Genomic DNA, 21,983 nt, shown 5'->3' on the forward strand with positions numbered 1-21,983 from the left:
GTCTCGTTACTTCTCCGTCCTGGTGGTGGTCGCGCCGCTCTCGGGCGCGGGCAGCAGTCGCCGGCGTACGAAGAATCCGAGCATCCGCTGGAAGAAGGGAGCGTCCAGGGCCGGTGCGGGGGCCAGCTCCGGCGGCAGCGTCCGCAGCACGTTGGCGCAGTCGATCGCGGGCATCCGCCGGTCGGGCACGTCTCCGAGCATGGCCATCAGCGGCGCCAGGGCGTTGTCCTCGCCCTCGCGGTCCACCTGCTCGATGAGCGCCGCACGCCACTCCTCGAACGGCACGCTGCGCACGGGATACCCGAACTCCCTGATCCTCTCGAAGATGTGGTTCCACTCGAGCGGCCGCGGGTCGATGGTGTGGAACGTCCGGTTCCGGGAAGCCGGCCGCTGGGACAGCCCGACGACCTGCTTCGCCAGGTGGTCGACCGTACCGACGGACAGCCGGTAGGCCCGCTGCGGCGCGAGCCCCAGCTGGACGCAGCCCTGGATGACCTTGGTGATGTAGTCCTCGCTGTTGGCGGCGCCGTTGCGGCTGTCGCACAGCACCCCGCCCGCGCGGTAGACGGACACCGGTATCCCGCGCTCCCGCGCGATCCGGACCAGCCCTTCCGCCACCCACTTGCTCTGGCTGTACGCCGTGTCGTGGCCGACCGGCCCGGGCAGCGGATCGTCCTCCAGGAGGGTGTCCCTGTCCCCGGTCATCGCCCCCGCCAGGACCGCCAGCGTGGAGATGTGGTGCACGGGCTTGAGGCGCGAGCGGGCTGCCAGCCGCAGAACCTCCTGGGTGCCCAGCACATTGGCCGACTTCAGCGCACGGTACGGGCGTACGAAGTTGACCCATGCGCCGCAGTGGTAGACGGCGTCGGCCTCGGCGGCCAGCTCGTCGAAGGTGTCCGGCGTCAGGCCGAGCAGCGGCTTGGCCAGGTCGCCGGTCACCACGCGCAGCCGGGAACCGCGGGGCGCCGGCAGGCCGTACGAGTCCAGCGCGGCGCGGACCCGGTCGAGTCCCTTCGCCGCGTCCGCGGCCCGTACCAGGCACAGGACCGTGGCGTCCGTACGCTCCAGCAGTTCGGCGCAGAGGAAGGCGCCGACGAAGCCGGTGGCACCGGTGAGCAGCACGGTTCCCGGCGGCCCGTCGTGCGGGGCGGGCAGACCGTCCGCCCGGATGTCCTCGTCCAGCCGCACCTCGTCCTCCAGGTCCGGGCCGGGCGGCGCGGCAGGCGCGTCCGTGCCCCCCAGCGCCCGTTCGACCACGGCGGCCAGCGCCGCCACTGTCGGCGCGCGCAGCACGTCCCGGGCGGCGAGGCCGGTGACTCCCATACGCCGTAACCGGCGGGTGGCCTGGGTCACCATCAGCGAGTGCGCTCCGAGATCGAAGAAGTCGTCGTCGACTCCGATCCGGTCGATGCCCAGCAGGCTGCACCAGATGCCGGCCACTTGGCGTTCCGTCCCGGTGCGTGGCGCCACCAGGGCGTCGGCCCGGTCCTCGCCCGCCTCCGGCGCCGCTTCCCCGGCGTACGGCTGCGGCCCGGCAGCGGGCCGGGTCTGCCGCGCCTCGACCCAGTACCGCTTGCCCCGGAACGGATAGGCGGGCAGCGGCACGCGGCGCGGGGCGGCCTCGCCGTGGAAGGCGTCCCAGTCCACGGCGACCCCCTGCTGCCACAGCCGGCCGACCGCCGTGACCAGGTGGGCCAGGTCGGGGGCCGGGTCGCGCGGCAGCCCCATCGTGGCGACCGCGACCGGCGCCGGGGCCATCCGCTGGGCGGCGATCAGCGACGTCAGCGCCTTGCCGGGGCCGACTTCGAGCAGGGTCCGGCCGGGCCGGTCGAGGACACTGCGCACCCCGTCCGCGAACCGCACCGGACGGCGCAGGTGCTGAGCCCAGTACTCGGGGGACGTGGCCTCGACCGGGGTGATCCAGGTACCGGTGACGCCGGAGACGAAGGGGATCTCCGGCTTGGAGAGGGTGAGCCGGTCCACCTTGCGGGTGAACTCCTCCAGGTAGGGGTCGACCATCCACGAGTGACTGGCCACCGGAACGCTCACCTTGCGGCAGTCGATGCCGCGCCCGCGCAGGTCCTTCAGCAGCGCCGCGATGTCCTCGTCCGGACCGGCGACCACCGTCAGATCGGGTGCGTTGACCGCCGAGACCGACACCCGGTCGGGCAGCAGGCGCAGCAGCTCCTCCTCGGGCAGCTGGACGACGAGCATCCGGCCCGGCTCCATCTTCGCGAACAGCTCGCCGCGGGCGAGGGTGATGTCGAGCGCGCCCGGAAGGGTGAACACTCCGGCGAGGCAGGCGGCGACGTACTCGCCGAGGCTGTGTCCGATCATCGCTGCCGGGCGTATGCCCCAGGCCGTCAGCTGACGCGCCAGCGCGTACTCGATCGTGAACAGCGCGGACACGACCCCGGCTCCCTGGCCGCGTCCCATCGTGGCGGCGCCGCCGGTGAGTTCCCTGCCGCTCAGCGGTGTGAAGGCGGCGGGGAAGAGCAGCCTGCGCAGGTCGAAGCCGAGCCTGGGCACCAGCAGTTCCGCGCACTGGTCCACCTCGGCGCGGAACACCTTCTCCGAGCGGTAGATGTCCAGGCCCATGTCCGGGTGCTGCATGCCGCCGCCGGGGAAGGCGAAGACCGCCTCGTGCTTCCCGTCGGGCGCGCTCCTGGTGTGGAGCCGGTCCGGATCCTCGCCGCGCAGCGCGCGCACCGCGTCCGCCGCGTCCGTGCAGACCGCGAACCTGCGCAGCCCGAAACTTCGCCGGCCGTCCTGGAGCGTGTACGCCACATCGGCCAGGGCCGGGGGCGGATCCGCGCGGTCGAGACGGGCCGCCAGCCGCTCGGTGGCGGCGTCCACGGCGGTCCGGTCACGTCCGGAGACAGGGAGCAGCTGCCACTCCCGCGGCTGCGCCGAAGAGGGTCCGGCGGCCGGGGCCTGCTCGATGACGACGTGCGCGTTGGTGCCGCCCACTCCGAAGGAGCTCACTCCGGCCCGCCTCGGCCCGCTCGCCGGCTGCCAGTCGCGCACGCCGTCCGGCACGTAGAACGGCGTGTCCTCCAGCCGGAGACCGGGATTGGGCAGCGTGAAGTTCGCGGTGGGAGGGATCTGCCCGTGGTGGACGGCCAGTGCGGCCCGCATCAGTCCGGCTGCGCCGGCTGCCGCGTCCAGATGGCCGATGTTGGCCTTCACCGAGCCCAGCGCGCACTGGCCGGCGGCGTCGCCCGGCAGCTGGAACGCCTGGGTCAGCGCGGTGACTTCGATCGGGTCGCCCACCTGTGTGGCGGTGCCGTGCGCTTCCAGGTAGCCGATGGTGGACGGGTCGACACCGGCCATCGCCAGCGCCGAGGCGATCACCCGGGCCTGGCCGTCGACGCTGGGAGCGGCGAATCCGGCCTTCATCGAGCCGTCGTTGTTGACCGCCGAACCCCGGATCACGGCGTAGATGTGGTCCCGGTCGGCCAGCGCCTCCGAGAGCCTGCGCAGCACGAGCACCACAGCGCCGTTGCCGGGCACCGTGCCGCCTGCCTTCGCGTCGAAGGGGCGGCAGCGTCCGTCGGCGCTGAACAGCCCGCTGTCGGCGACCGGATAGCCGGCCTTCAGCGGCACATTGACCGTCACTCCCCCGGCCAGCGCCACATCGCACTCGTAGCTGAGCAGTGACTGGCAGGCCAGGTGAGTGGCGACCAGAGAGGTCGAGCAGGCCGTCTGCACCGTGTACGCCGGGCCGGTCAGGTCGAGCAGATAGGCGATGCGGGTGGCGAGGAAGTCCTTGTCGTTGAACATCCGCGCCACGGGGGCCATCGGCGAGTGCAGGAAGCGCGCATTGGTGTTCAGGTTCTGGGCCATGTACTTGTTCATGAACGAGCCGCCGAAGACGCCGACCGCCCCGTCGAAGCGGGCCAGGTCGTGGCCGAAGTCCTCCATGGCCTCCCAGGCGGTCTCGCAGAACATGCGCTGCTGGGGGTCCATCGTCTCGGCCTCGCCCGCGTTGAAGCCGAAGAACGAGGCGTCGAAGTGGTCCGCGCCGTCCAGATGGCCGGAGGCGGGGACATAGTCGGGATCGGCGAGGGTCTCCTCGTCGACGCCGGCGGCCGCCAGCTCCTCCCGCCCGAACCAGGTGATCGAATCCACCCCGTCGCGCATGTTGCGCCAGAACTCGTCGACGGTCCTGGCCCCCGGCACCCGGCAGGCGAGGCCGACAATGGCCACCGGCTCGACGCCGTCCAGCTCTTCGCCCCCTGTCATGCCCCACTCCGTTCCGCTCGTCGCTTCGCCTGCCGGGCGAACGCGTCGGCCCGCCGGCCGGCCGCCTTGCGTACCCGGTCCAGCCCGTCGCCGCTCCCCGCCGCGCCCGGTGTGCCCGCCGTGTCGAACGCGGCGACCAGCGCCCGCGCCGTGGGATAGCGGAAGATGTCCACGAGGGACAGCCCGTCGCCGAGCACGGGCTGCAGCCGTGCCCTCGCCTGCACGGCGAGCAGCGAGTTCCCGCCCGCGTCGAAGAAGTTGTCGTCCATGCCGATCCGCTCGGCGCGCAGCACCTCGGCCAGTGCCTCGGCCACGTGACGCTCCTTGTCGTTGTCCGGCGGCCGGTAGGCGGCGGCCGGCCGGTTCTCCAGGCCGGGCAGCCGGCCGCGGTCCACCTTCCCGTTGGCCGTCATCGGCAGGGCGTCGAGGAGGACGACGTCCGCGGGAACCATGTAGTCCGGCAGCGACTTGGCGCCGAACGCCCGCAGTGCGGGCGCGGTCAGGGCGTTCGCACCGTGCGGGACGGGGACGCAGTAGGCGACGAGGCGGCTGTGCCCGCCCTCCCCGCGCACGGTGACGACCACGTTCCGTACGTCGGGATGCGCGCCCAGGGTGTTCTCGATCTCGCCGAGTTCGATGCGGTGGCCGAGGACCTTGACCTGGTGGTCCAGCCGGCCGAGGAACTCCAGCTCACCGTCGGCACGTCGGCGCACCAGGTCCCCGGTGCGGTAGAGCCGCTGCCCCGGCTCCGCGGCGAAGGGGTCCGGGACGAAGCGTTCCGCGCTGAGCCCGGGCCGGCCGAGATAGCCGCGCGCGACACCCGGGCCGCCGAGGAGCAGCTCTCCCGGGGCGTTGGCGGGCGTCGGCCGCAGATAGCCGTCGACGACGTACGCCCGTACGTTGGCCAGCGGCCGCCCGATCGTCACCGGCCCGGGGCCGCCGACCGGCGCCGTCGTCGCCCAGACCGTCGCCTCGGTGGGGCCGTACATGTTGTGCACCTTGCCGGGCAGCAGTGTCGCCAGCCGCTCGGCGAGCGGGGCGGGCAGCGCCTCGCCACCGACCAGCAGCCGGTCCAGCCCGTGGAACGCGGCGGCCGCGCCGTCGTCCTCCGCCAGCAGCCCCGCCACCGAGGGCGTGCACTGCAGATGGGTGACCCCGTGCCGGACGAGCTGCGCCGCGAGGGGCTCGTCGGCCTGCGCGGTGCGGCGCCGGGACTCGCTCAGCTCGCGTGCCGTCGCGAGGTGCTCCAGGGAGGCGAGCACCCGCTCGTGCTCGACGCCGAAGTCGATGAGGCAGGCCACCTCGTCCACCTCGATCGATTTGAGCCGGTCGATCACATCGGCGCAGTGCTCCGGCGTACCCAGCAGCCCCGACGTTTCGAAGAACCGGTCGAAGGCCTGCGCGACGAGGTGGTCGAGCTCGTCCTCGGGCAGCGTACGCAGATCGGTCTCCCGCCCCATGGCCTGTCCGAGGCCGGCCAGCAGGTCGAAGGAGGACTTGAGGTACGCGCACAGGGGCTCGCGTACGGTCTCCCGCACCTCGTCGGTGTCCGTCCCGACGAAGGTGTGGAGCATGACCGTCACCTGGCCGCTGCCCGGATGCCCGGCATCGTGCCACGCCTGCCGGTAGAGCTGGATCTTCTCCGCGAGCTGTTCGGCGCTGTGGCCGAGCAGGTGGGTCAGCAGCCCCGCCCCGCTCTCACCCGCGAGCTGGAACGTCTCGGGGCTGCGGGCGCTGGTGACCCACACCGGCAGTTCGTCCTGGACGGGCGGCGGGAAGATACGTACGTCTGCCTCGGCGCCGGCCCCGTTGCGGCGGCGTACGGTCTCCCCGCGCCACAGCCGGCGCAGTTCGCCGAGACCGCTCATCATGGCCTTCTTGCGGTCGGCGTAGACGTCGGGCGCGAGCACGAAGTCGTCCGGCTGCCAGCCCGACGCGACCGAGACGCCGGCCCGGCCGTGGGAGATGTTGTCCACGACGGACCACTCCTCGGCCACCCGCAGCGGATCGTGCAGCGGCAGGACGACGCTGCCCGCCCGTACCGCCACGCGCTCGGTGATCGCCGCGATCGCGGACGCGGTGACCGACGGGTTCGGGTACAGCCCGCCGAACGCGTGGAAGTGCCGCTCCGGCGTCCATACGGCCGAGAAGCCGTTACGGTCGGCGAACTTGGCGCCCTCGATCAGCAGCCGGTACGCGTCGCCCGGCTCGCCTCCCCGGTCGCCGCCGAAGTAGAACAGGCTGAGGTCGAGCGGCCGCGCCTGCGTCGAGGAGGTCACGGCCGGGCTGCCGGACCCGACGCTGTGCCGGGTCGGCTCGTCGCCACGGATGATCACCCGGTAGCCGTGTGCCAGCGTCCACAGCAGCTCCAGAACCGAGATGTCGAAGGACATGCTGGTGACGGCGAGCCAGGTGTCCGGGGCGTCTCCGCCGAGCACCTTGTCCATGCCGCCGAAGAACGTCTGGACATTGCGGTGCGAGATCATCACGCCCTTGGGCCTGCCGGTCGAGCCCGAGGTGTAGATGACGTACGCCAGGTGCTGCGGCGAGACGGCGGCGGCCGGGCCCACTGCCCCGGCGGGCGTTCCGTCCGGCTCGGGCGTGTCGAGCAGCAGCGGCGACGCGGGCAGCCCCGCGACGCGGCGGGCCAGGGCCGCTCGCGTCACGATCACCGGGGAGCGCGAGTCCTCGGCCATGAACGCGATCCGGTCGGCCGGGTAGCCGGGGTCGAGCGGCAGATACGCGCCGCCCGCCTTGAGGACGGCCAGCAGGGCGACGACCAGGTCGGGCGAGCGGTCCAGGTAGACGCCGACCGGTACGTCCGCGGCGACCCCGTGGGCCCGCAGCCGGGTGGCCAGCGCCTCGGCGCGCCGGTCCAGTTCGCGGTACGTCATCGCGTCCTCGGGCTGCTGCTCCGCGCCCAGCAGCGCCGGGGCGTCCGGCGTCCGTGCGGCCTGCTCCGCGATGAGCTCGTGGATCAGCACGTCCGGTACGGGCTCGGCGGGCGGATTCCAGTCCACCAGGACACGGCGGGTCTCGTCCGGTGACAGAACGGGCAGTTGACGCAGCGGGGTGTCCGGGGCGGCCACGGCGGCGGCGAGGACGGCCCTGTACTGCTCGCCGATCGAGCGGGCCGTGGCTTCTTCGAAGAGGCCGGTACTGAACTCCAGGCGGGCCGACAGCCGGTCACCGGTCCGGGTGAGGCTGAGGGTCAGGTCGAACTTCGAGGTCTCGGTGTCGCCCGGCACCAGCTGTACTGCGCAGCCCGGCAGGACCAGGCCGTCGGCGTCGCCCTCGTGGTAGCTGAACATGAGCTGGAAGAGCGGGTTGTGGGCCGGGTCGCGACTGGGCTGCAACTCCTCGACCAGCTTCTCGAAGGGCAGCTCCTGGTGCGCGACCGCGGACCGGCTCTCGTCCCGGGCGCGGGCCACCAGCTGCCGGAACGTCGGCTCGCCGGAAACGTCGACGCGCTGCACCACGGTGTTGGTGAAAAAGCCGATGAGGGACTGCAGTTCGGCCCTGGTCCGGCCCGCCACGGGTGATCCGACGATCACCTCGTCACCGCCTGCCCGGGAGTGCACCACGGCGGCGAACGCGGCCAGCAGCACCGCGAACGGCGTGGCGCCGTCGGCACGGGCCAGCTCGCCCACCCGCTCGGTGACATCGGCGCCGATGGCGAAGTCCAGATGGCTGCCGAGGTGGCTCTGTGTGGGAGGTCTCGGACGGTCCCCGGGCAGCGTCGCCAGAGCGGGGGCCCCGGCCAGCCGCTCCCGCCAGTAACCGAGCATCTCCTCCAGCCGATCCCCCTGGAGCCTGGGCTCCTGCTCCTCGGCGAAGGCCGCGTACTGCACCTCCACCGGAGCCAGTTCCGGCTCCCGGCCCTCGGCGAAGGCGCCGTACAGGGCCGACAGTTCGCCGCCGAGGACACCGAGCGACCACCCGTCGCAGGCGATGTGGTGCAGGCTCAGGCAGAACCAGTGCGCGTCGGGCGCGAGCCGCAGCAGCAGAGGCCGTACGGGCAGGTCCGCCGCCAGATCGAACGGCCGGGCCGCCTCCCGCCGGCACTCCTGCTCCGCCTCGGCCGCCGGGTCGGGCCGGGCGGACAGATCGTGGACCGGGATGGTCAGGGGCCCGGCCGGGCGGACGAACTGGCGCGGGGTGCCGTCCACCGACCGGTAGACCGTACGCAGCACGTGGTGCCGGCGGACCACTTCGCCGAGGGCGCGCTCCATGGCGGCCACGTCCAGCGGGCCGCTGATCCGGTAGATCAGCGGGACCACGTAGACGGCGTTGTCCGGGTCGAGCTGGTCGAGGAACCACAGGCGCTGCTGTGGGTAGGAGAGCGGGTAGTGACGCTCGGAGATACGCCGCTTGAGCCGCTCCGCGAGCTGGGCCCGCCGGTCGTCGGCGGCGCCGCCGAAGAGAGTGCCGTCCGTCATCGTTCGACCTCGTTCTCAGCCATGTCACGCAAGAGTGCGTTCACCTCGTCGTCGGAGAGTTCGTCGATCCGGTGGAGCAGGTCCTCGTCGGAGTCGGCCCCGCGGGCGGGGGCCGGCGGCCGGCCGCCGCCGGCGGACGCGAGCGCGGCGTCCACGTCGGACGCGAGGCGCTCGACGGTCGGCGTGAGGAGGAAGTCACGCAGCGGCAGGTCCACGACGAACCGTTCGTTGACCCTGCTCATCAGGCGCATCGCCAGCAGGGAGTTGCCGCCGAGAACGAAGAAATCGTCCGCCGCGCCGACTTCGGGGACGTCGAGCATCTCGGCGAGCAGCGCGGCCAGTGTCCGCTCCGTCACGGTTCTCGGTGTCACATGGCCTTCGAGCGGCAGCCTGCTGTCGGTGACTGCCGGCAGTGCGGCGCGGTCCACCTTGCCGCTGGTGGTCAGGGGCATCGCCGCCACTTCGGCGTACACGGCGGGCAGCAGATACGCGGGCAGGGTGCGGGCGAGGAAGTCCCGCAGCTCGTCGGGGGGAGGCGCGGACCGGCCCGGCGCGGACGCCACATAGGCGACCAGCCGCCGGCCGGACGGGGCGTCGTCGACGACGACCGCGGCCTGTGCCACTCCGGGGTGGGCGGTGAGGGCCGCCTCGACCTCACCCGGCTCGATCCGGTATCCGCGGATCTTGACCTGGTGGTCGGCCCGGCCGAGGAACTCCAGCGTTCCGTCCCTGCGGTAGCGCGCCACATCGCCCGTGCGGTACATCCGCGCCCCGCCACCGGCGTACGGATCGGGCAGGAACCGTTCGGCGGTGAGTCCGGGCCGGTTCGCGTATCCGCGGGCCACACCGGGGCCGCCGATGTACAGCTCGCCCGGCACACCGACCGGAACCGGCCGCAGACGCGGGTCGAGCACGTGGGCCGTCGTGTTGGCGATCGGGCGGCCGATGGGCACCGAGGACGTACCGTCCGGCAGTGACTCGATCAGGTGGCACACCGCGAACGTCGTGGTCTCGGTGGGTCCGTATCCGTTGACCAGCCGCGCCGGCCTCTTGTCGGCGGGACTGTCCAGCAGTTGCCGTATTCGGCTCACGTTGAGCACATCGCCGCCGACGAGCAGGTTGGTCAGCCCGGCGAAGGCGCCCGGGTTCTCCGTCATCACCTCGGTGAACAGCGCCGAGGTGAGGAACATGCCGGTCACACCGTGCTCGCTCAGTGCGGCCGCCAGCCCGCCGGGGGTGAGCAGCTGTTCCGCCTCGACGACGCACAGCGCGCCACCGTGCAGCAGCGCGCCCCACAGCTCGAAGGTGAGCGCGTCGAAGGAGGCGTCGGCGACCTGGGCCAGCCGCTCCTGCGTACCGAAGGAGACGTAGTCGGTCCCGCAGACCAGCCGCAGCACCGAGCGGTGTTCGACCATCACGCCCTTGGGCCTGCCGGTGGAGCCGGAGGTGAACAGGATGTACGCGAGGCTGCCGGGTGCGGCCTGCGCGGCCGGCGCGTGTGCCGGTGCCTGGGCGAGTTCCCCGGCCACCTCGTCCAGGACCAGCGTCCGGGCCGCCCCCGGGGCCAGCCGCCCCTTCAGGCCGGCGCGCGTCACCACGAGCGGCGCGGCGACGTCGTCGAGCATCGCGGTGAGCCGCTCCGCCGGATATCCGGGATCGAGAGGTACGTACCCGCCGCCGGCCTTGAGGACGGCCAGCAGCGTGATCACCATCTGGTCACCGCGCTCGAGCAGTACGCCGACGGGGACATCCCTGCCGACGCCGCGCGCCCGCAGCAGGTGGGCCAGGCGGTTGGCCCGCTCCTCCACCTGCGCGTAGGTCTGGGTCCGTCCGCCGCAGACGAGCGCCGTCGCGTCCGGCCGGGCGGCCGCCTGCTCGGCGAACAACTCGGGGACGGTCCGGTCGTACGGGAACGCCGTCGCCGCTCCCCGCGATCCGCTGAGCACGTCGGCGAGCTCACCGCCGGCGAGCAGCGGCAGCCGGTCGAAGGGGAGCCCGGGGGCGCCGAGTGCCTCCTCCAGGAGGGTCGTGTAGTGCTGGACCATCCGGCGCATGGTCGGTGCGTCGAAGAGGTCTGTGGCGTACTCCCAGATCAGGGTGATGGCCGAGTCGTCGTCACCGACCCCGTGACCGGCGTGTTGCTCGGCACGTGGAATCACGACGACGTTGATGTCGGTCTTGGCGGAGTCGTTGTGCAGTTCCAGCAGGGAGCCGCGGATGCCCATGAAGTCCAGGTCCGGGACCTGCGAGTCGTGGAAGCTGAACATGACCTGGAACACCGGGTTGCGGGAGGGGTCGCGGGGCAGCGCCAAGGCGTCGACGAGCCGGTCCAGCGGCACGTCCTGCCATTCGTGTGCCCGTCCGACGGTGTCGTGTACGCGCCCGACGAGGTCGTCGAAGTCCGGCTGCCCGGACAGGTCGATGCGCAGCGGTACGGTGTTGACGACCATGCCCATCATCTGCTCGATCTCCGTCAGCCGCCGGTTGGCGACCCCGCTGCCGACCACCACGTCACGCTGGCCGCAGTAGCGCGACATCACCGCGGAGAATCCGGCGAGCATCGTGGAGTAGAGGGTGGTGCCCCGGGAGCGGCTGTAGGCGCGCAGTCCGCGGCAGAGCCCGCCGGGCAGGTCGATACGCACCGAGGAGCCCCGGAAGCTCTGTCCGACCGGGCGCGGCCGGTCCGTGGGGAGCTCCAGGGCGGGCGGTATGCCGTCGAGTTCCCTGGTCCAGTGCGCGAGGTACGCGTCCAGCACATCGCCTCGCAGCCACTCCCGCTGCCACAGCGCGAAGTCGGAGTAACCGATGGCCGGTTCGGGCAGCGGTGACGCCTCGCCCCGCGCCAGGCTCGGGTAGAGCTCCTGCAGTTCCCGCAGGAAGAGGGCGTACGACCAGCCGTCGTGCACCAGGTGGTGTTCGACGTGTACGAGCGTGTGATCGTCCTCGCCGTGCCGGATCAGCACCCAGCGCACCAGCGGCGGCGTGGTGAGGTCGAAGGCGGCCTGCACGGTCTGCCTGATGACGGCGTCGGCGCGCTCCGTCCCCTCGTCGGCGCCGAGCCCGGTCAGGTCGTGCAGCGGCAGCTCGATCTCCATCGGCGGCTGCGGGAACTGCAGGGGCCGGCCGTCGACCTCCCTGAACGCGGTACGGAACACGTCGTGGCGGCGCACGATCTCGTTGAGGGTGGCGTGCAGCGCGTCGACGTCGAGCGGGCCGCGCAGGCGGATCACGGCCTGCGCGTTGTACGCGAGGTTGCCCGGCGCGAGCTTCTCCAGGAACCAGATGCGTTCCTGGGGGAAGGACAGCGGAACCGGTACGTCCGCCTCGTCGCGCTTCCGGGCCCGGATCGGCGGCACGGTCGGGCCGCCCGAGGGGGCGGCCGAGTCGATCAGGAGGGCCATCGCCGCCACGGTGCGCGCTTCGTACACGCGGCGCAGCGGAAGCTCCCGGCCGAGCTCCGAGCGCACCCGGGCGGCCAGCCGCCCGGCCAGCAGGGAGTGGCCGCCGAGGGCGAAGAAGTCGTCGTCCGCGCCGACCGAGTCGAGGGAGAGCAGGTCGGCCAGTACGGCCGCGAGCGCCCGTTCGGTGGGGGTACGGGGCGCCGTGCGGCCGGAGGTGTCCGGTGTTCTGCCGGGCGCGGGCAGGTTCTCCCGGTCGATCTTGCCGCTGGGTGTCAGCGGCATCTGCTCCAGGGGCACGATGACGGCCGGCATCATGTGGACCGGGAGGCGCTCCGCGAGATGGGCCCGCAGCCGTGCGGTGTCCAGGCCGGTGCCCGTCGCGTAGGCGACGAGCCGTGGGCCCGCCCCGTCGTCGCGCGGGACCACCACGGCGTCGGTGACCTGTGCGTGCTCGGCCAGCTGCCGGGCGATCTCGTCCGGCTCGATGCGGAAGCCGCGGATCTTGACCTGGTGGTCCAGGCGGCCGAGGAACTCCAGGTTGCCGTCGGCCCTCTCCACCACGCGGTCACCCGTGCGGTACAGCCGGGCTTCCCCGTGCTCTGCCGTACCGGGACCGGGGATGAACCGCTGCGCGGTCAGGTCCGGCCGGCCGAGGTAACCGCGCGCCACGCCCGGCCCGCCGATGAGCAGCTCGCCGGGTGTGCCCGGGGGCACCGGCCGCATCGACTCGTCGACGACCAGGGTGCGGGCGCCACGGATGGCCGTGCCGATGGAGGGCTTGCCGCCGCCGGGCGCCAGCTCGGCGACCGTGGCCCAGACGGTGGTCTCGGTGGGCCCGTACGCGTTGAACATGCGCCGTCCGGGCAGCCACTGCTCGACGAGGTGCTCCGGCAGCGCTTCACCGGCGCACACCAGGACCGCCAGGTCGGGCAGTGCGGCCTCGGGCAGCGTGGCCAGTACGGAGGGCGGCAGGGTGACGTGGGTGATGCGGCGGTCGCGCAGGAAATCCGCGAGGCCGGGGCCGGGTGCGATGTCCTCGCGCGGCGCCAGCACCAGGGTGGCCCCCGCGTACAGCGCCATCGTCATCTCGAACACCGACGCGTCGAAGCTGGCCGGCGCGAACTGCAGCACCCGTCCGTCCGGCCCCACGCCGAAGGTCTCGCTCTGCGCGCGGCCCAGATTGGCCAGCCCCCGGTGGGTGAGCGCGACGCCCTTGGGGCGGCCGGTGGACCCTGAGGTGTAGATGACGTAGGCCAGTCGGCCGGGCACCGGCAGCGGTTGCGGCTCCCCGGACCGGGGCGTCACCGACACGGCGCCGTCCACGTCGGGGCTGATGGTCTCCAGCCCCTCGTACACCGGGTCGCGAGCGGTCTGCGGATCGGCGACCAGCAGGGCGAGACCGGAGTCGGCGATCATGTAGCGGAGCCGGTCGGCCGGGTAGGCCGGGTCGAGAGGGAGCCAGGCCGCACCGGCGCGCAGGATGCCGAGCACCGCCAGCGGCAGGTGGAGCGACGGACTCGCCGCGATCCCGACCACGCTGTCCGGGCCCACGCCCCTGCGGACCAGCTCCGCAGCCAGCCGGGCCGATCCGTCGTCCAGTTCACGGTACGACAGCCGCTGGTCCTGGAACTCGACGGCGATCGCTTCCGGCGTTGCCGCGACGTTTCGGTTGAATATCTCACCGAACAGTGGAGTCGTCTCAGGCATGTGTTCTGGGCTCCCCGATTGCGCTCGGCCTGCTGTGACTTACTGACCTTCCTGACACATTCCGCACAAGATCGCTCAGTGCTAGGGAGTGAAACTCCAGCGCGCGGTCTCCGGTGATTCGAGGACCATTCGCGAGGTCTCACCGAATAAGAATTCCCTGGGGTCCGAGGCTTCGTAGGCATCGGGATCCAGGGCGATCTCTATTTCCGTGACGCGTTCCAGCCGGTCGCCCGTCTCCAGCCGGAGGGTGAGGCCGTGGCCGCGCAGTTCCCGTACCCCGGGCCCGGTTTCGGCCTCGGCGAAACCGAAGACCGCGAGCGCGCCGGCGAGGCGCCGGCCGCGCTCGGCGGTAACCGAAACCGTCACGCCGGTGACGTCCCTCATGAGCCGCTTCGCCCCGTCCGGAGCACCGAGCGCCGCGTCCAGATAGCTCTTGCGGAGCAGCGCCCCGTCCGGTGCGGGCCGCGCGCCGAGGGAGTGGAAGTACTCGGGCGTCACCTCGTTGAGGAAGAGCAGCAGCGGACTGCCCTCGCCGAGGCCGACACTGATCAGGTGGTACCACGGCTGCTGTTCCCCGGCGCCTTCCACCGTACGGAGCACCAGGTCGTGGTGGTACTTGACCTCGCCGGAAGCATCCAGCGCGGCGCGGGCGCGCTCGGCGGACCCCGGTTCCTCGAACGAGAACACCAGACCTCCCGTGAGCGGTGACGCGCTCGGCAGGTCGCTGCCGAACAGCTCGATCAGCGTGTTCTCGCCGGCCACTCCCAGCGTGGAGTACTGCCCGGCGACCGAGCTTTCCGCTTCCTTGCGCTTGATCCTGCCGAAGCGTTCCGCCAGGAATCCGCTCGCCGACACATCGCGGTGCGCGGCCCCGTCGAGCAGCACCATGACGTGGTCGAGGCGGGGTACCGGCGTTCCGTTCGCTGCAGATCCACTCGTCACACGTCTGCTCCGATCGCGTCCGAATTTGCGGTCCGACGAATACTCAATACGCATCGCATTCCACGCGGTTGCCCTCGGCGGACTCCGGGGCCAGGAGTCTTGCATCCGCCGCCCCGGCAAGGCACCGGGGGAATCCCTGGGCACCCTGGGGAGCCCCTGGGTCGCCCCCTGTACCCGCCAGAAATCCCTTGACAGTCCAGCTGCCGCACGACAACCATTACGCCTGGCCAATTTGACCAAGTTTGATCAACGCGAGATCGCGGTAGCCGGCAACCGGACACCATTGCGATGCCGCCGACAGGACGCCCGACGAGTCGAATTGACTTAGGAGTGTCGTGCACATCGAAATTCTTGGCACCGTATCCGTCACCGTGGGCGGTCACCCACGCGAAATCCGCGCGAACAAAGTACGCGCCATGTTCGCCACCCTGGCGCTGGAACCGGGGCGGGCGGTCTCCCATCTCGAACTCGCCGACGAGCTGTGGTCCGGTCAGTCACTCGGCAATGTGCACAACGCGCTTCAGGCGCATGCGGCGCGCCTGCGGAAGGTCCTGGACGGCCCTTCCCAGGGACGGGCCGCCGGGACCGTACTGCGCGCCGTACACAACGGCTACGTACTGGACATCCCGCGCGAGGCCGTGGACGGCAACCGGTTCCTCGATCTCGCGGCGCGGGGCTCGGCGGCCTTGCGCCATGACCCCTGCCGGGCCGTCGAACTCCTCGAGTCCGGACTGCGGTTGTGGCGTGGACCGGCCCTCCTCGACGCCGGAGACGGATTGCGGTGCAGGGCGGCGGCCGCGCTGTTCGACGAGCGGCGGCTGACCATGTGGGAAGACCTCATCAGCGCCAGGCTGGCCGTCGGCGACGTCCGCCAGGCGGCCGCCGAACTACGCCAGCTCGTCGCCCAGCAGCCCCTGAACGAGCACTTCTGCGAGCAGCTGATGATCGCCCTGTACCGGTCGGGGCGGCAGGGTGAAGCACTGACCCTGTATCACGGCACCCGTCAGCGACTGGACGAGGAACTCGGCGTACAGCCGGGCCTGCCACTGCAGCAGTGCTACGCCGAGATCCTGGCCCAGGACCCCGCGCTCACGCTGACCGGGGCGGGCCGGCCCTCGGCCGTCGGCCGGATCGCATGAGCCGGGCAGCGGTCCTCGCGGGCATCGGCGGCTGCCTGCCGCCGCGCGCGGTGTCCAACGAGGAGATCGCCGCGGTCTCCGGTGGCTCCGACGAGTGGATACGGTCCCGGACAGGCATCCGGCAGCGGTACTTCGCCGCTTCCGGGACTGCCACCTCGGACCTCGCGGTCGGAGCGGGCGAGCAGGCACTCAAGTCCTCCGGCGATCCCTCGGTGGACACCGTGGTCGTGGCAACCTCCACGCCCGACCGGCCGTGTCCGGGGACCGCGCCCACGGTGGCGACGCGGCTCGCGCTGTCCGGTGTGGCGGCGTTCGACATCTCCGCTGTCTGCACCGGCTTCGTCTACGCCCTCGCCGCCGCCGCCGGGCTGATCGCGTCCGGCTCGTCCACCCGCGCTCTGGTCATCGGGGCGGACACGTTCTCCAGCATTCTCGACCCGAAGGACCGGACGACATCAGCCATCTTCGGTGACGGCGCGGGGGCGGTGGTGCTGCGCGCGGGGGACCACGGGGAGCCGGGCGCCATCGGCCCGTTCGACCTCGGCAGCGACGGGGAGGGCCGCGATCTCATCACGGTGCGCTCCGGCGGGTCGGAACAGCGCCTGTCCGGTCTGCCCCCCGAGGCCGCGGACCACTACTTCGCGATGGCCGGCAAGGAGGTCTTCCGGCACGCGGTACAGCGCATGGCGATGTCGTCGGCCACCGCGCTGGAGCGGGCCGGCTGGCGCCGTACCGACGTGGACTGGCTGGTCGCCCACCAGGCCAACGCCAGGATTCTCATCCGGCTCGCCGACGAACTCGACATCCCGCACGAGCGCGCCGTCAGCAACATCGCCGAGGTCGGCAACACCGCGGCCGCGTCCATCCCGCTGGCCCTCCACCACGCGCATGCCACCGGGATGCTGCGGCCGGGCGACCGGATCCTCCTCACCGCCTTCGGCGGCGGCCTCACCTGGGGCTCGTCCGTACTGACGTGGCCCGCGACCGGCCCGACCTGACACCCGCGGCGCGGCACCACCGCCGCCCCGCCCCTTTTGCGCACACCACCACACGACAGCCCCACACGACAGCAGCACAGGACGGAAGGAATCCGTGATGGCAGCCATGTACGACACGCTCGCCGACATCCTGGTCAACCGTTTCCAGGTGGATCGATCCGAGATCACACCGGACGTGACCTTCGAGGACCTGGAGATGGACTCGCTCTTCCTCGTGGAACTGCTGCTGGTGGTCGAGAAGGAACTGGGCGTAAAGATCAGTGACGACGCCGCGTCGCCGCGCGACACCATCGGCCGGGCGGCCGAGGTGATCGAGGAGCAGGCGGCCGCGGCGACGACGTCATGACCGCTGCTCCCGTCGCCGTCACGGGGGTCGGCCTGGTCACCGCCGCGGGCATCGGCGCCGAGGCGAGCTGGCAGGGCATGTGCGAGGGGCTGTCGAGGGCCGCGTACGATCCGGCTCTCGAGGGCCTGCCGGTCGACATCTCGTGCACGGTCCCGGAGTTCAACGCGGCCAGACTCGTCGGCCGCCGCAGCACCCTCGTACACGACAGGTTCGTCCAGCTGGCCATCGTCGCCGCGCGGGAGGCCGTCGCCGACTCGGGGCTCGACCCGAGGACGTGGGACGGCGCGCGCGTCGGCGTTGTCATGGGGTGCGGGCTCGGCGGTGTCTCGACCTGGGAGCAGCAGCACCGGACCATGCTGTCCGAAGGGCCGGGCTCCGTCTCGGCCCTGCTGATCCCCCTGTTGGTGCCGAACATGGTCGCGGGTCACCTCGCGATGGAGTTCGGCGCCCGCGGTCCCAATTTCGTCACCGCGACTGCCTGCGCCTCCGGTGCGACCGCGATCGGGGCCGCGACGCAGTTGCTGCACGACGACCGCTGCGACGTGGTGGTCACGGGCGGCAGCGAAGCCGGGGTGAGTCCGCTGATCGTCACCGGGTTCGCGCAGATGGGGGCGCTGTCCCGACGGCTGGACGACCCGGCCGCCGCTTCCCGCCCGTTCGACGTGGACCGTGACGGCTTCGTCATCGGCGAAGGCAGTGGCGTCCTGGTCCTGGAACGCGAGACGGACGCACGGGCTCGCGGGGCTCGCGTACGGGCGAGGATCGCGGGGTACGGCGCCTCCGCCGACGCTCACCACATGACGGCGCCGGACCCGCGGGGCACCGGTGTCCGGCAGGCCCTGGAAACGGCACTGGCCTCGGCGGGCGTGACACCGGACGAGGTCGACCACGTCAACGCGCACGGCACCTCGACGCCGCTGAACGACGCGGCCGAGTCCAAGGTCCTGCACGAACTGCTGGGCGACCGTGCGACGGTGACGTCCGCCAAGGGCGCGGTCGGTCACGCCCTCGGGGCAGCGGGCGCGATCGAGGCGGTGCTGACCGTGCTCACCGTGCAGAACGCGACCGTGCCGCCGACGGCGAACCTGGAGAACCTGGACCCGGAGATCGAACTGGACATCGTCGCGAAGGGCCCCCGCGCCCAGCAGATCGAGGTGGCGGTGAGCAACTCGTTCGGCTTCGGCGGCCAGAACGCGGTGCTGGTCTTCACCTCCGCGTGAGAACCCCCGGCCCCGCGCCCGTCCCTCGCGCGCGCCCGAACCCGAACCCGAACCCGACGAACCGTCAACGGAGGCCGGAACGTGGCCGAACAGCTCAGCGAGGGTCCCTTCGACGTCATCGTGGTGGGTGCCGGTTCCGCCGGCTGCGTCGTCACGCGGCGGCTGGTGGACCGGGGCGCGAAGGTCCTGCTTGTGGAAGCCGGCGGCGAAGCCACCAACCCGGCCATCGACGACCCGCTGCGGTTCGGTGAACTGTGGTTCGGCGAGCAGGACTGGGCGTACCGCACCACACCGCAGGAGCACGCGGCCGGCCGCAGGCTGCACTGGCCCCGCGGCCGGGTGCTCGGCGGGTCGAGCGCGCTCAACGCGATGATCTACACCCGGGGCGCGGCGCTGGACTACGACCACTGGGCGTACCTCGGCAACGACGGCTGGTCCTGGCAGGACGTCCTGCCGGTCTTCCGGGCCATCGAGGACTACGACACCGGGGCGGACGGAACGCACGGCTCGGGCGGGCCGCTGCCGGTGCTCACCAAGTACCACGCGGACCCCATCCACGAAGCGCTGATCCAGGCGGCCGGGGAAACCGGCATCCCCCATCAGGCGGATTACAACTCAGGCCGCCCCGAAGGGATTTCGAAGATCCAGTTCACCATTGCCGACGGCCGCCGGTGCAGCGCGGCCGCGGCCTATCTCGATCCGGTCGCCCAGTCGCCCGGCCTGACCGTGGTCACCGGGGCCCGCGTGCGGCGGGTACTCCTCGACGGCACGCGGTGTGTCGGCGTGGAGTGGCTGCGGGAAGGGACCGTCGAGCGGGCCACCGCCCGTGCGGAAGTGGTGATCAGCGCAGGAGCGATCGAGTCGCCCCGGCTGCTGATGCTGTCCGGCATCGGCGCCGCGGCTGAGCTGCGCTCTGTGGGCATCGACGCGGTGGCCCACCTCCCGGGCGTAGGACGCAACCTGCACGACCACGTCCTGGCACCCGTCGTCTTCAGCACGGAGCGTCCCGTCGGCCGGCCGTCGCCGGGCCTCGGTCCCGCCCAGACGCATCTGTTCTGGCGCAGCCGGCCGGGTCTGCCGGTGCCGGACCTCCAGCCGCTGCACTTCCCGGCCCCCATGTACCAGCCGGGGATGACGGGCCCTCCCAGTGGCTTCACCCTTCAGGCCGGGATCGTCCGGCCGGCCTCCCGCGGATCGATCCGGCTCACCGGCGCGCAGCCGGAGGACGAGCTGCTCATCGACCCCGGCACGTTGCGTACGGCGGCGGATCTGGACAGCCTGGCGGCCGCCGCGGCGTTGTGCCGGAACATCGGACGCTCCCCGGTCCTGCGTGAGGAGTGGGGGGCCCGCGAGCTGTACCCGGGCCCGGAGGCGGGCGAAGAGACCGCCGACCCGGCCCTGCGCGACTATCTGCGGCGTACGGTGACGACGTACCACCACCAGTCGGGCACCTGCAAGATGGGGGTGGACGCCGACGCCGTCGTCGATCCCCGGCTGCGGGTGTACGGCATCGAGGGCCTGCGGGTCGCGGACGCCTCCGTGTTCCCGGCGATCACGACGGGCAACACCCACGCGCCCGCGCTGATGGTCGGGGAGCAGGTCTCCTCCTTCATCGCGGCCGACCACGGGACGGCCTAGATCAGGCCGGGGCCGCCCCGAGCACGCGGGGCGCGTGCCGCTCCACGAACTCTTCGAGCTCCCGCACGGTCAGGTCCATGGGCGGGACCACGACGAGCCGGTCCACGCCCAGTTCCGCGTACGTCCTCACGGTGGCGGCGTCCAGCGGCCGGGCCGGGGCCACGGAAACCTTGAGCGGCCGGTCCTGCCGCCCGGCACGGTCGGAGAGCTCCTTGAGCGCGCGCACCTGTGCCGCGGTGGAGCGTACGCCGACGAGATAGCCGAACCACTCGTCTCCGTGGGCGACCGCGCGCCGATGGGCCGCGGCGCTGTGTCCGCCGATCACCAGCGGCACCGGCCGCTGGAGGGGCCGCGGACGGGCATCGACGGAATCGAAGCGGGCATACGAGCCGTGGAAGGCGGGCTTGTCCTCGTACCAGAGGGCGTGGATGGCCTGGAGGTACTCGTCCGCCCGTGCGCCGCGGCCGGCCATCGGGACGCCCACAGCGCTCATTTCGGGCTCCAGGTAGCCGACGCCGGCGCCGAACAGCAGCCGGCCCCCGCTGACCACGTCGAGGCTGGCCAACTGCTTGGCCAGGATCACGGGGTTGCGCTGCGGCAGGATGACGCAACCGGTGCCGAGCCGGATCCGTTCCGTGTGGGACGCCAGATGCGTCAGAGCCACCACGGGATCGAGCAGGGGGGTGTCCGGCTCCAGCGGGGAGTCCTCGGTACGAGGCCGCGGCAGGACGACATGGTCGGCCGCCCACAGCGAGTCGTAGCCGAGCTCTTCGGCCCGCCGGGCGATACGGGCCGAGACCGCCGGGTCCGCCGCGGCGTTCATGTTCATCCCGAACAGGCCCACTGTCGGGGCAGTCGATGCCATGACGGTCATGCTAGCCACGTCCGGCGTATCACGTCCGTCCCACCGCCGTCTCACGTCGTCGGACTGCTCTGGCGTGCGAGGAACGTTTCGACCACCTCGCGAAAACGGGCGGGTTCCTCGAGGTGCGGCATGTGGCTCGACTCCTCGAACAGGAGCCACTCGGCCCCGGGCACGCCGCGCCGGATCTCTTCGACCGCGCGGGGCGTCACCTCGTCGTGCCGTCCCGATACGAGGAGCACGGGGACTTCCACCCGGTCGAGCCGGTCGCGGATGTCCCAGCCGCGGAGCGTTCCGGTCATGCTGAATTCGCTCGGCCCCATCATGGTCTCGTACACCGCGGGATTCGCTCCCAGGTACGCGAGGGTTCGGAGGAGCTCGGCGGGCACGGGCCGGGCCCGGCACACATGACGCCCGTAGAAGGCCCGTAGCGCGGCCTGGTACTCCGGCGAGCCGGTGGTTCCCGCCGCCTCGTGGCGCTCTATCGGCTCCCTGATGTCCTGGGGCAGTTCGCTCAGCAGCCGGCCGACTTCCTCGCGGTACGTCCGCGACGACGCGAATCCGTCGGCGACGACGACCGAGCGGAGCCCGGCCGGACGCCGGACCGCCAGTTCGAGGGCCAGCATCCCGCCCCAGGAGTGCCCCAGCAGGTGGTAGCCGCCGGCCATGCCCAAGTGGCCGAGCAGCGCCTGGAGTTCCTCCACGAAGAGCTCGGGCGTCCAGAATCCGGCGGGGGCGTCCCCGTGGTGTTCCGAGCGCCCGTTGCCGATCTGGTCGTACAGCACGCAGGTCCGGCCCGCGCCCATCGACTCGGCGACCGGGGCGAGGTAGTCATGGGTGAGGCCCGGGCCACCGTGGCAGATCACCAGCGGAGCCCGGTCGAAGCTCCGGCCGGGCGATCCCACTACGCGGTACCACGTCTTCCGCCCCTGCCAGTCCACCGTGCCCTCGGTCACGGTCGCGCCGTCCAGTGCCGTCAAGGCCGCCTCCACGCGTCGGATGCTCCGGGCCCCCGCGCCATCGGCGCACGGGCACACGTGGCGCAT

General features: G+C 72.1%; 11 protein-coding genes. 5 read left to right on the forward strand and 6 right to left on the reverse strand.

Annotated features, from left to right (window positions below):
• Positions 1-6: 6 nt before the first annotated feature.
• The 4 genes from ACWDZ4_RS28890 to ACWDZ4_RS28905 all read right to left on the reverse strand — a co-directional run bounded on the left by ACWDZ4_RS28890 (position 7) and on the right by ACWDZ4_RS28905 (position 14,734).
• The gene (locus ACWDZ4_RS28890; protein ID WP_451511334.1) at positions 7-4,245 is read right to left on the reverse strand and encodes a type I polyketide synthase; all 4,239 of its coding nucleotides are present in this window, start codon (positions 4,243-4,245) and stop codon (positions 7-9) included.
• Entirely contained in the window at positions 4,242-8,684 is a 4,443-nt protein-coding gene (locus tag ACWDZ4_RS28895) for a MupA/Atu3671 family FMN-dependent luciferase-like monooxygenase (protein ID WP_451511335.1), read from the reverse strand. Before ACWDZ4_RS28895 ends, ACWDZ4_RS28890 begins: the two co-directional genes overlap by 4 nt.
• The gene (locus ACWDZ4_RS28900) at positions 8,681-13,792 is read right to left on the reverse strand and encodes an amino acid adenylation domain-containing protein (protein WP_451511336.1); all 5,112 of its coding nucleotides are present in this window, start codon (positions 13,790-13,792) and stop codon (positions 8,681-8,683) included. The genes ACWDZ4_RS28895 and ACWDZ4_RS28900 overlap by 4 nt, the downstream gene beginning before the upstream one ends.
• 81 nt (positions 13,793-13,873) lie before the next feature.
• Complete coding sequence (locus tag ACWDZ4_RS28905; RefSeq protein WP_451511337.1) at positions 13,874-14,734, reverse strand: DUF5829 family protein; 861 nt, start codon at positions 14,732-14,734, stop codon at positions 13,874-13,876.
• A gap of 416 nt (positions 14,735-15,150) precedes the next feature.
• Here ACWDZ4_RS28905 and ACWDZ4_RS28910 point away from each other — a divergent pair, with 416 nt between their 5' ends.
• From ACWDZ4_RS28910 to ACWDZ4_RS28930, 5 genes are all read left to right on the forward strand, one after another.
• Entirely contained in the window at positions 15,151-15,873 is a 723-nt protein-coding gene (locus ACWDZ4_RS28910; protein WP_451511338.1) for an AfsR/SARP family transcriptional regulator, read from the forward strand.
• On the forward strand, positions 15,870-16,871 hold the full coding sequence (locus tag ACWDZ4_RS28915) for a beta-ketoacyl-ACP synthase III (protein WP_451511339.1): 1,002 nt from the start codon (positions 15,870-15,872) through the stop codon (positions 16,869-16,871). The genes ACWDZ4_RS28910 and ACWDZ4_RS28915 overlap by 4 nt, the downstream gene beginning before the upstream one ends.
• Positions 16,872-16,968: 97 nt before the next feature.
• Positions 16,969-17,217 carry a phosphopantetheine-binding protein gene (locus ACWDZ4_RS28920; RefSeq protein ID WP_073751640.1) on the forward strand — a complete coding sequence of 83 codons (249 nt, stop codon included), beginning with the start codon at positions 16,969-16,971 and terminating at the stop codon, positions 17,215-17,217.
• Entirely contained in the window at positions 17,214-18,437 is a 1,224-nt protein-coding gene (locus ACWDZ4_RS28925) for a beta-ketoacyl-[acyl-carrier-protein] synthase family protein (RefSeq protein WP_451511340.1), read from the forward strand. Before ACWDZ4_RS28920 ends, ACWDZ4_RS28925 begins: the two co-directional genes overlap by 4 nt.
• 81 nt (positions 18,438-18,518) lie before the next feature.
• Positions 18,519-20,075, forward strand: coding sequence for a GMC family oxidoreductase (locus ACWDZ4_RS28930; protein ID WP_451511341.1), 1,557 nt, complete (start codon positions 18,519-18,521; stop codon positions 20,073-20,075).
• Position 20,076: 1 nt separating this feature from the next.
• Here the strand turns inward: ACWDZ4_RS28930 and ACWDZ4_RS28935 are convergent, their stop codons facing one another.
• Both ACWDZ4_RS28935 and ACWDZ4_RS28940 read right to left on the reverse strand, forming a co-directional pair.
• Complete coding sequence (locus ACWDZ4_RS28935) at positions 20,077-20,940, reverse strand: LLM class F420-dependent oxidoreductase (RefSeq protein ID WP_451511342.1); 864 nt, start codon at positions 20,938-20,940, stop codon at positions 20,077-20,079.
• A gap of 50 nt (positions 20,941-20,990) precedes the next feature.
• Positions 20,991-21,917 (reverse strand): proline iminopeptidase-family hydrolase, encoded by a 927-nt coding sequence (locus ACWDZ4_RS28940; protein ID WP_451511343.1) that lies wholly within the window; start codon positions 21,915-21,917, stop codon positions 20,991-20,993.
• Positions 21,918-21,983 lie beyond the last annotated feature (66 nt).

The sequence above is a fragment of the Streptomyces sp. NPDC003016 genome (assembly GCF_053591455.1).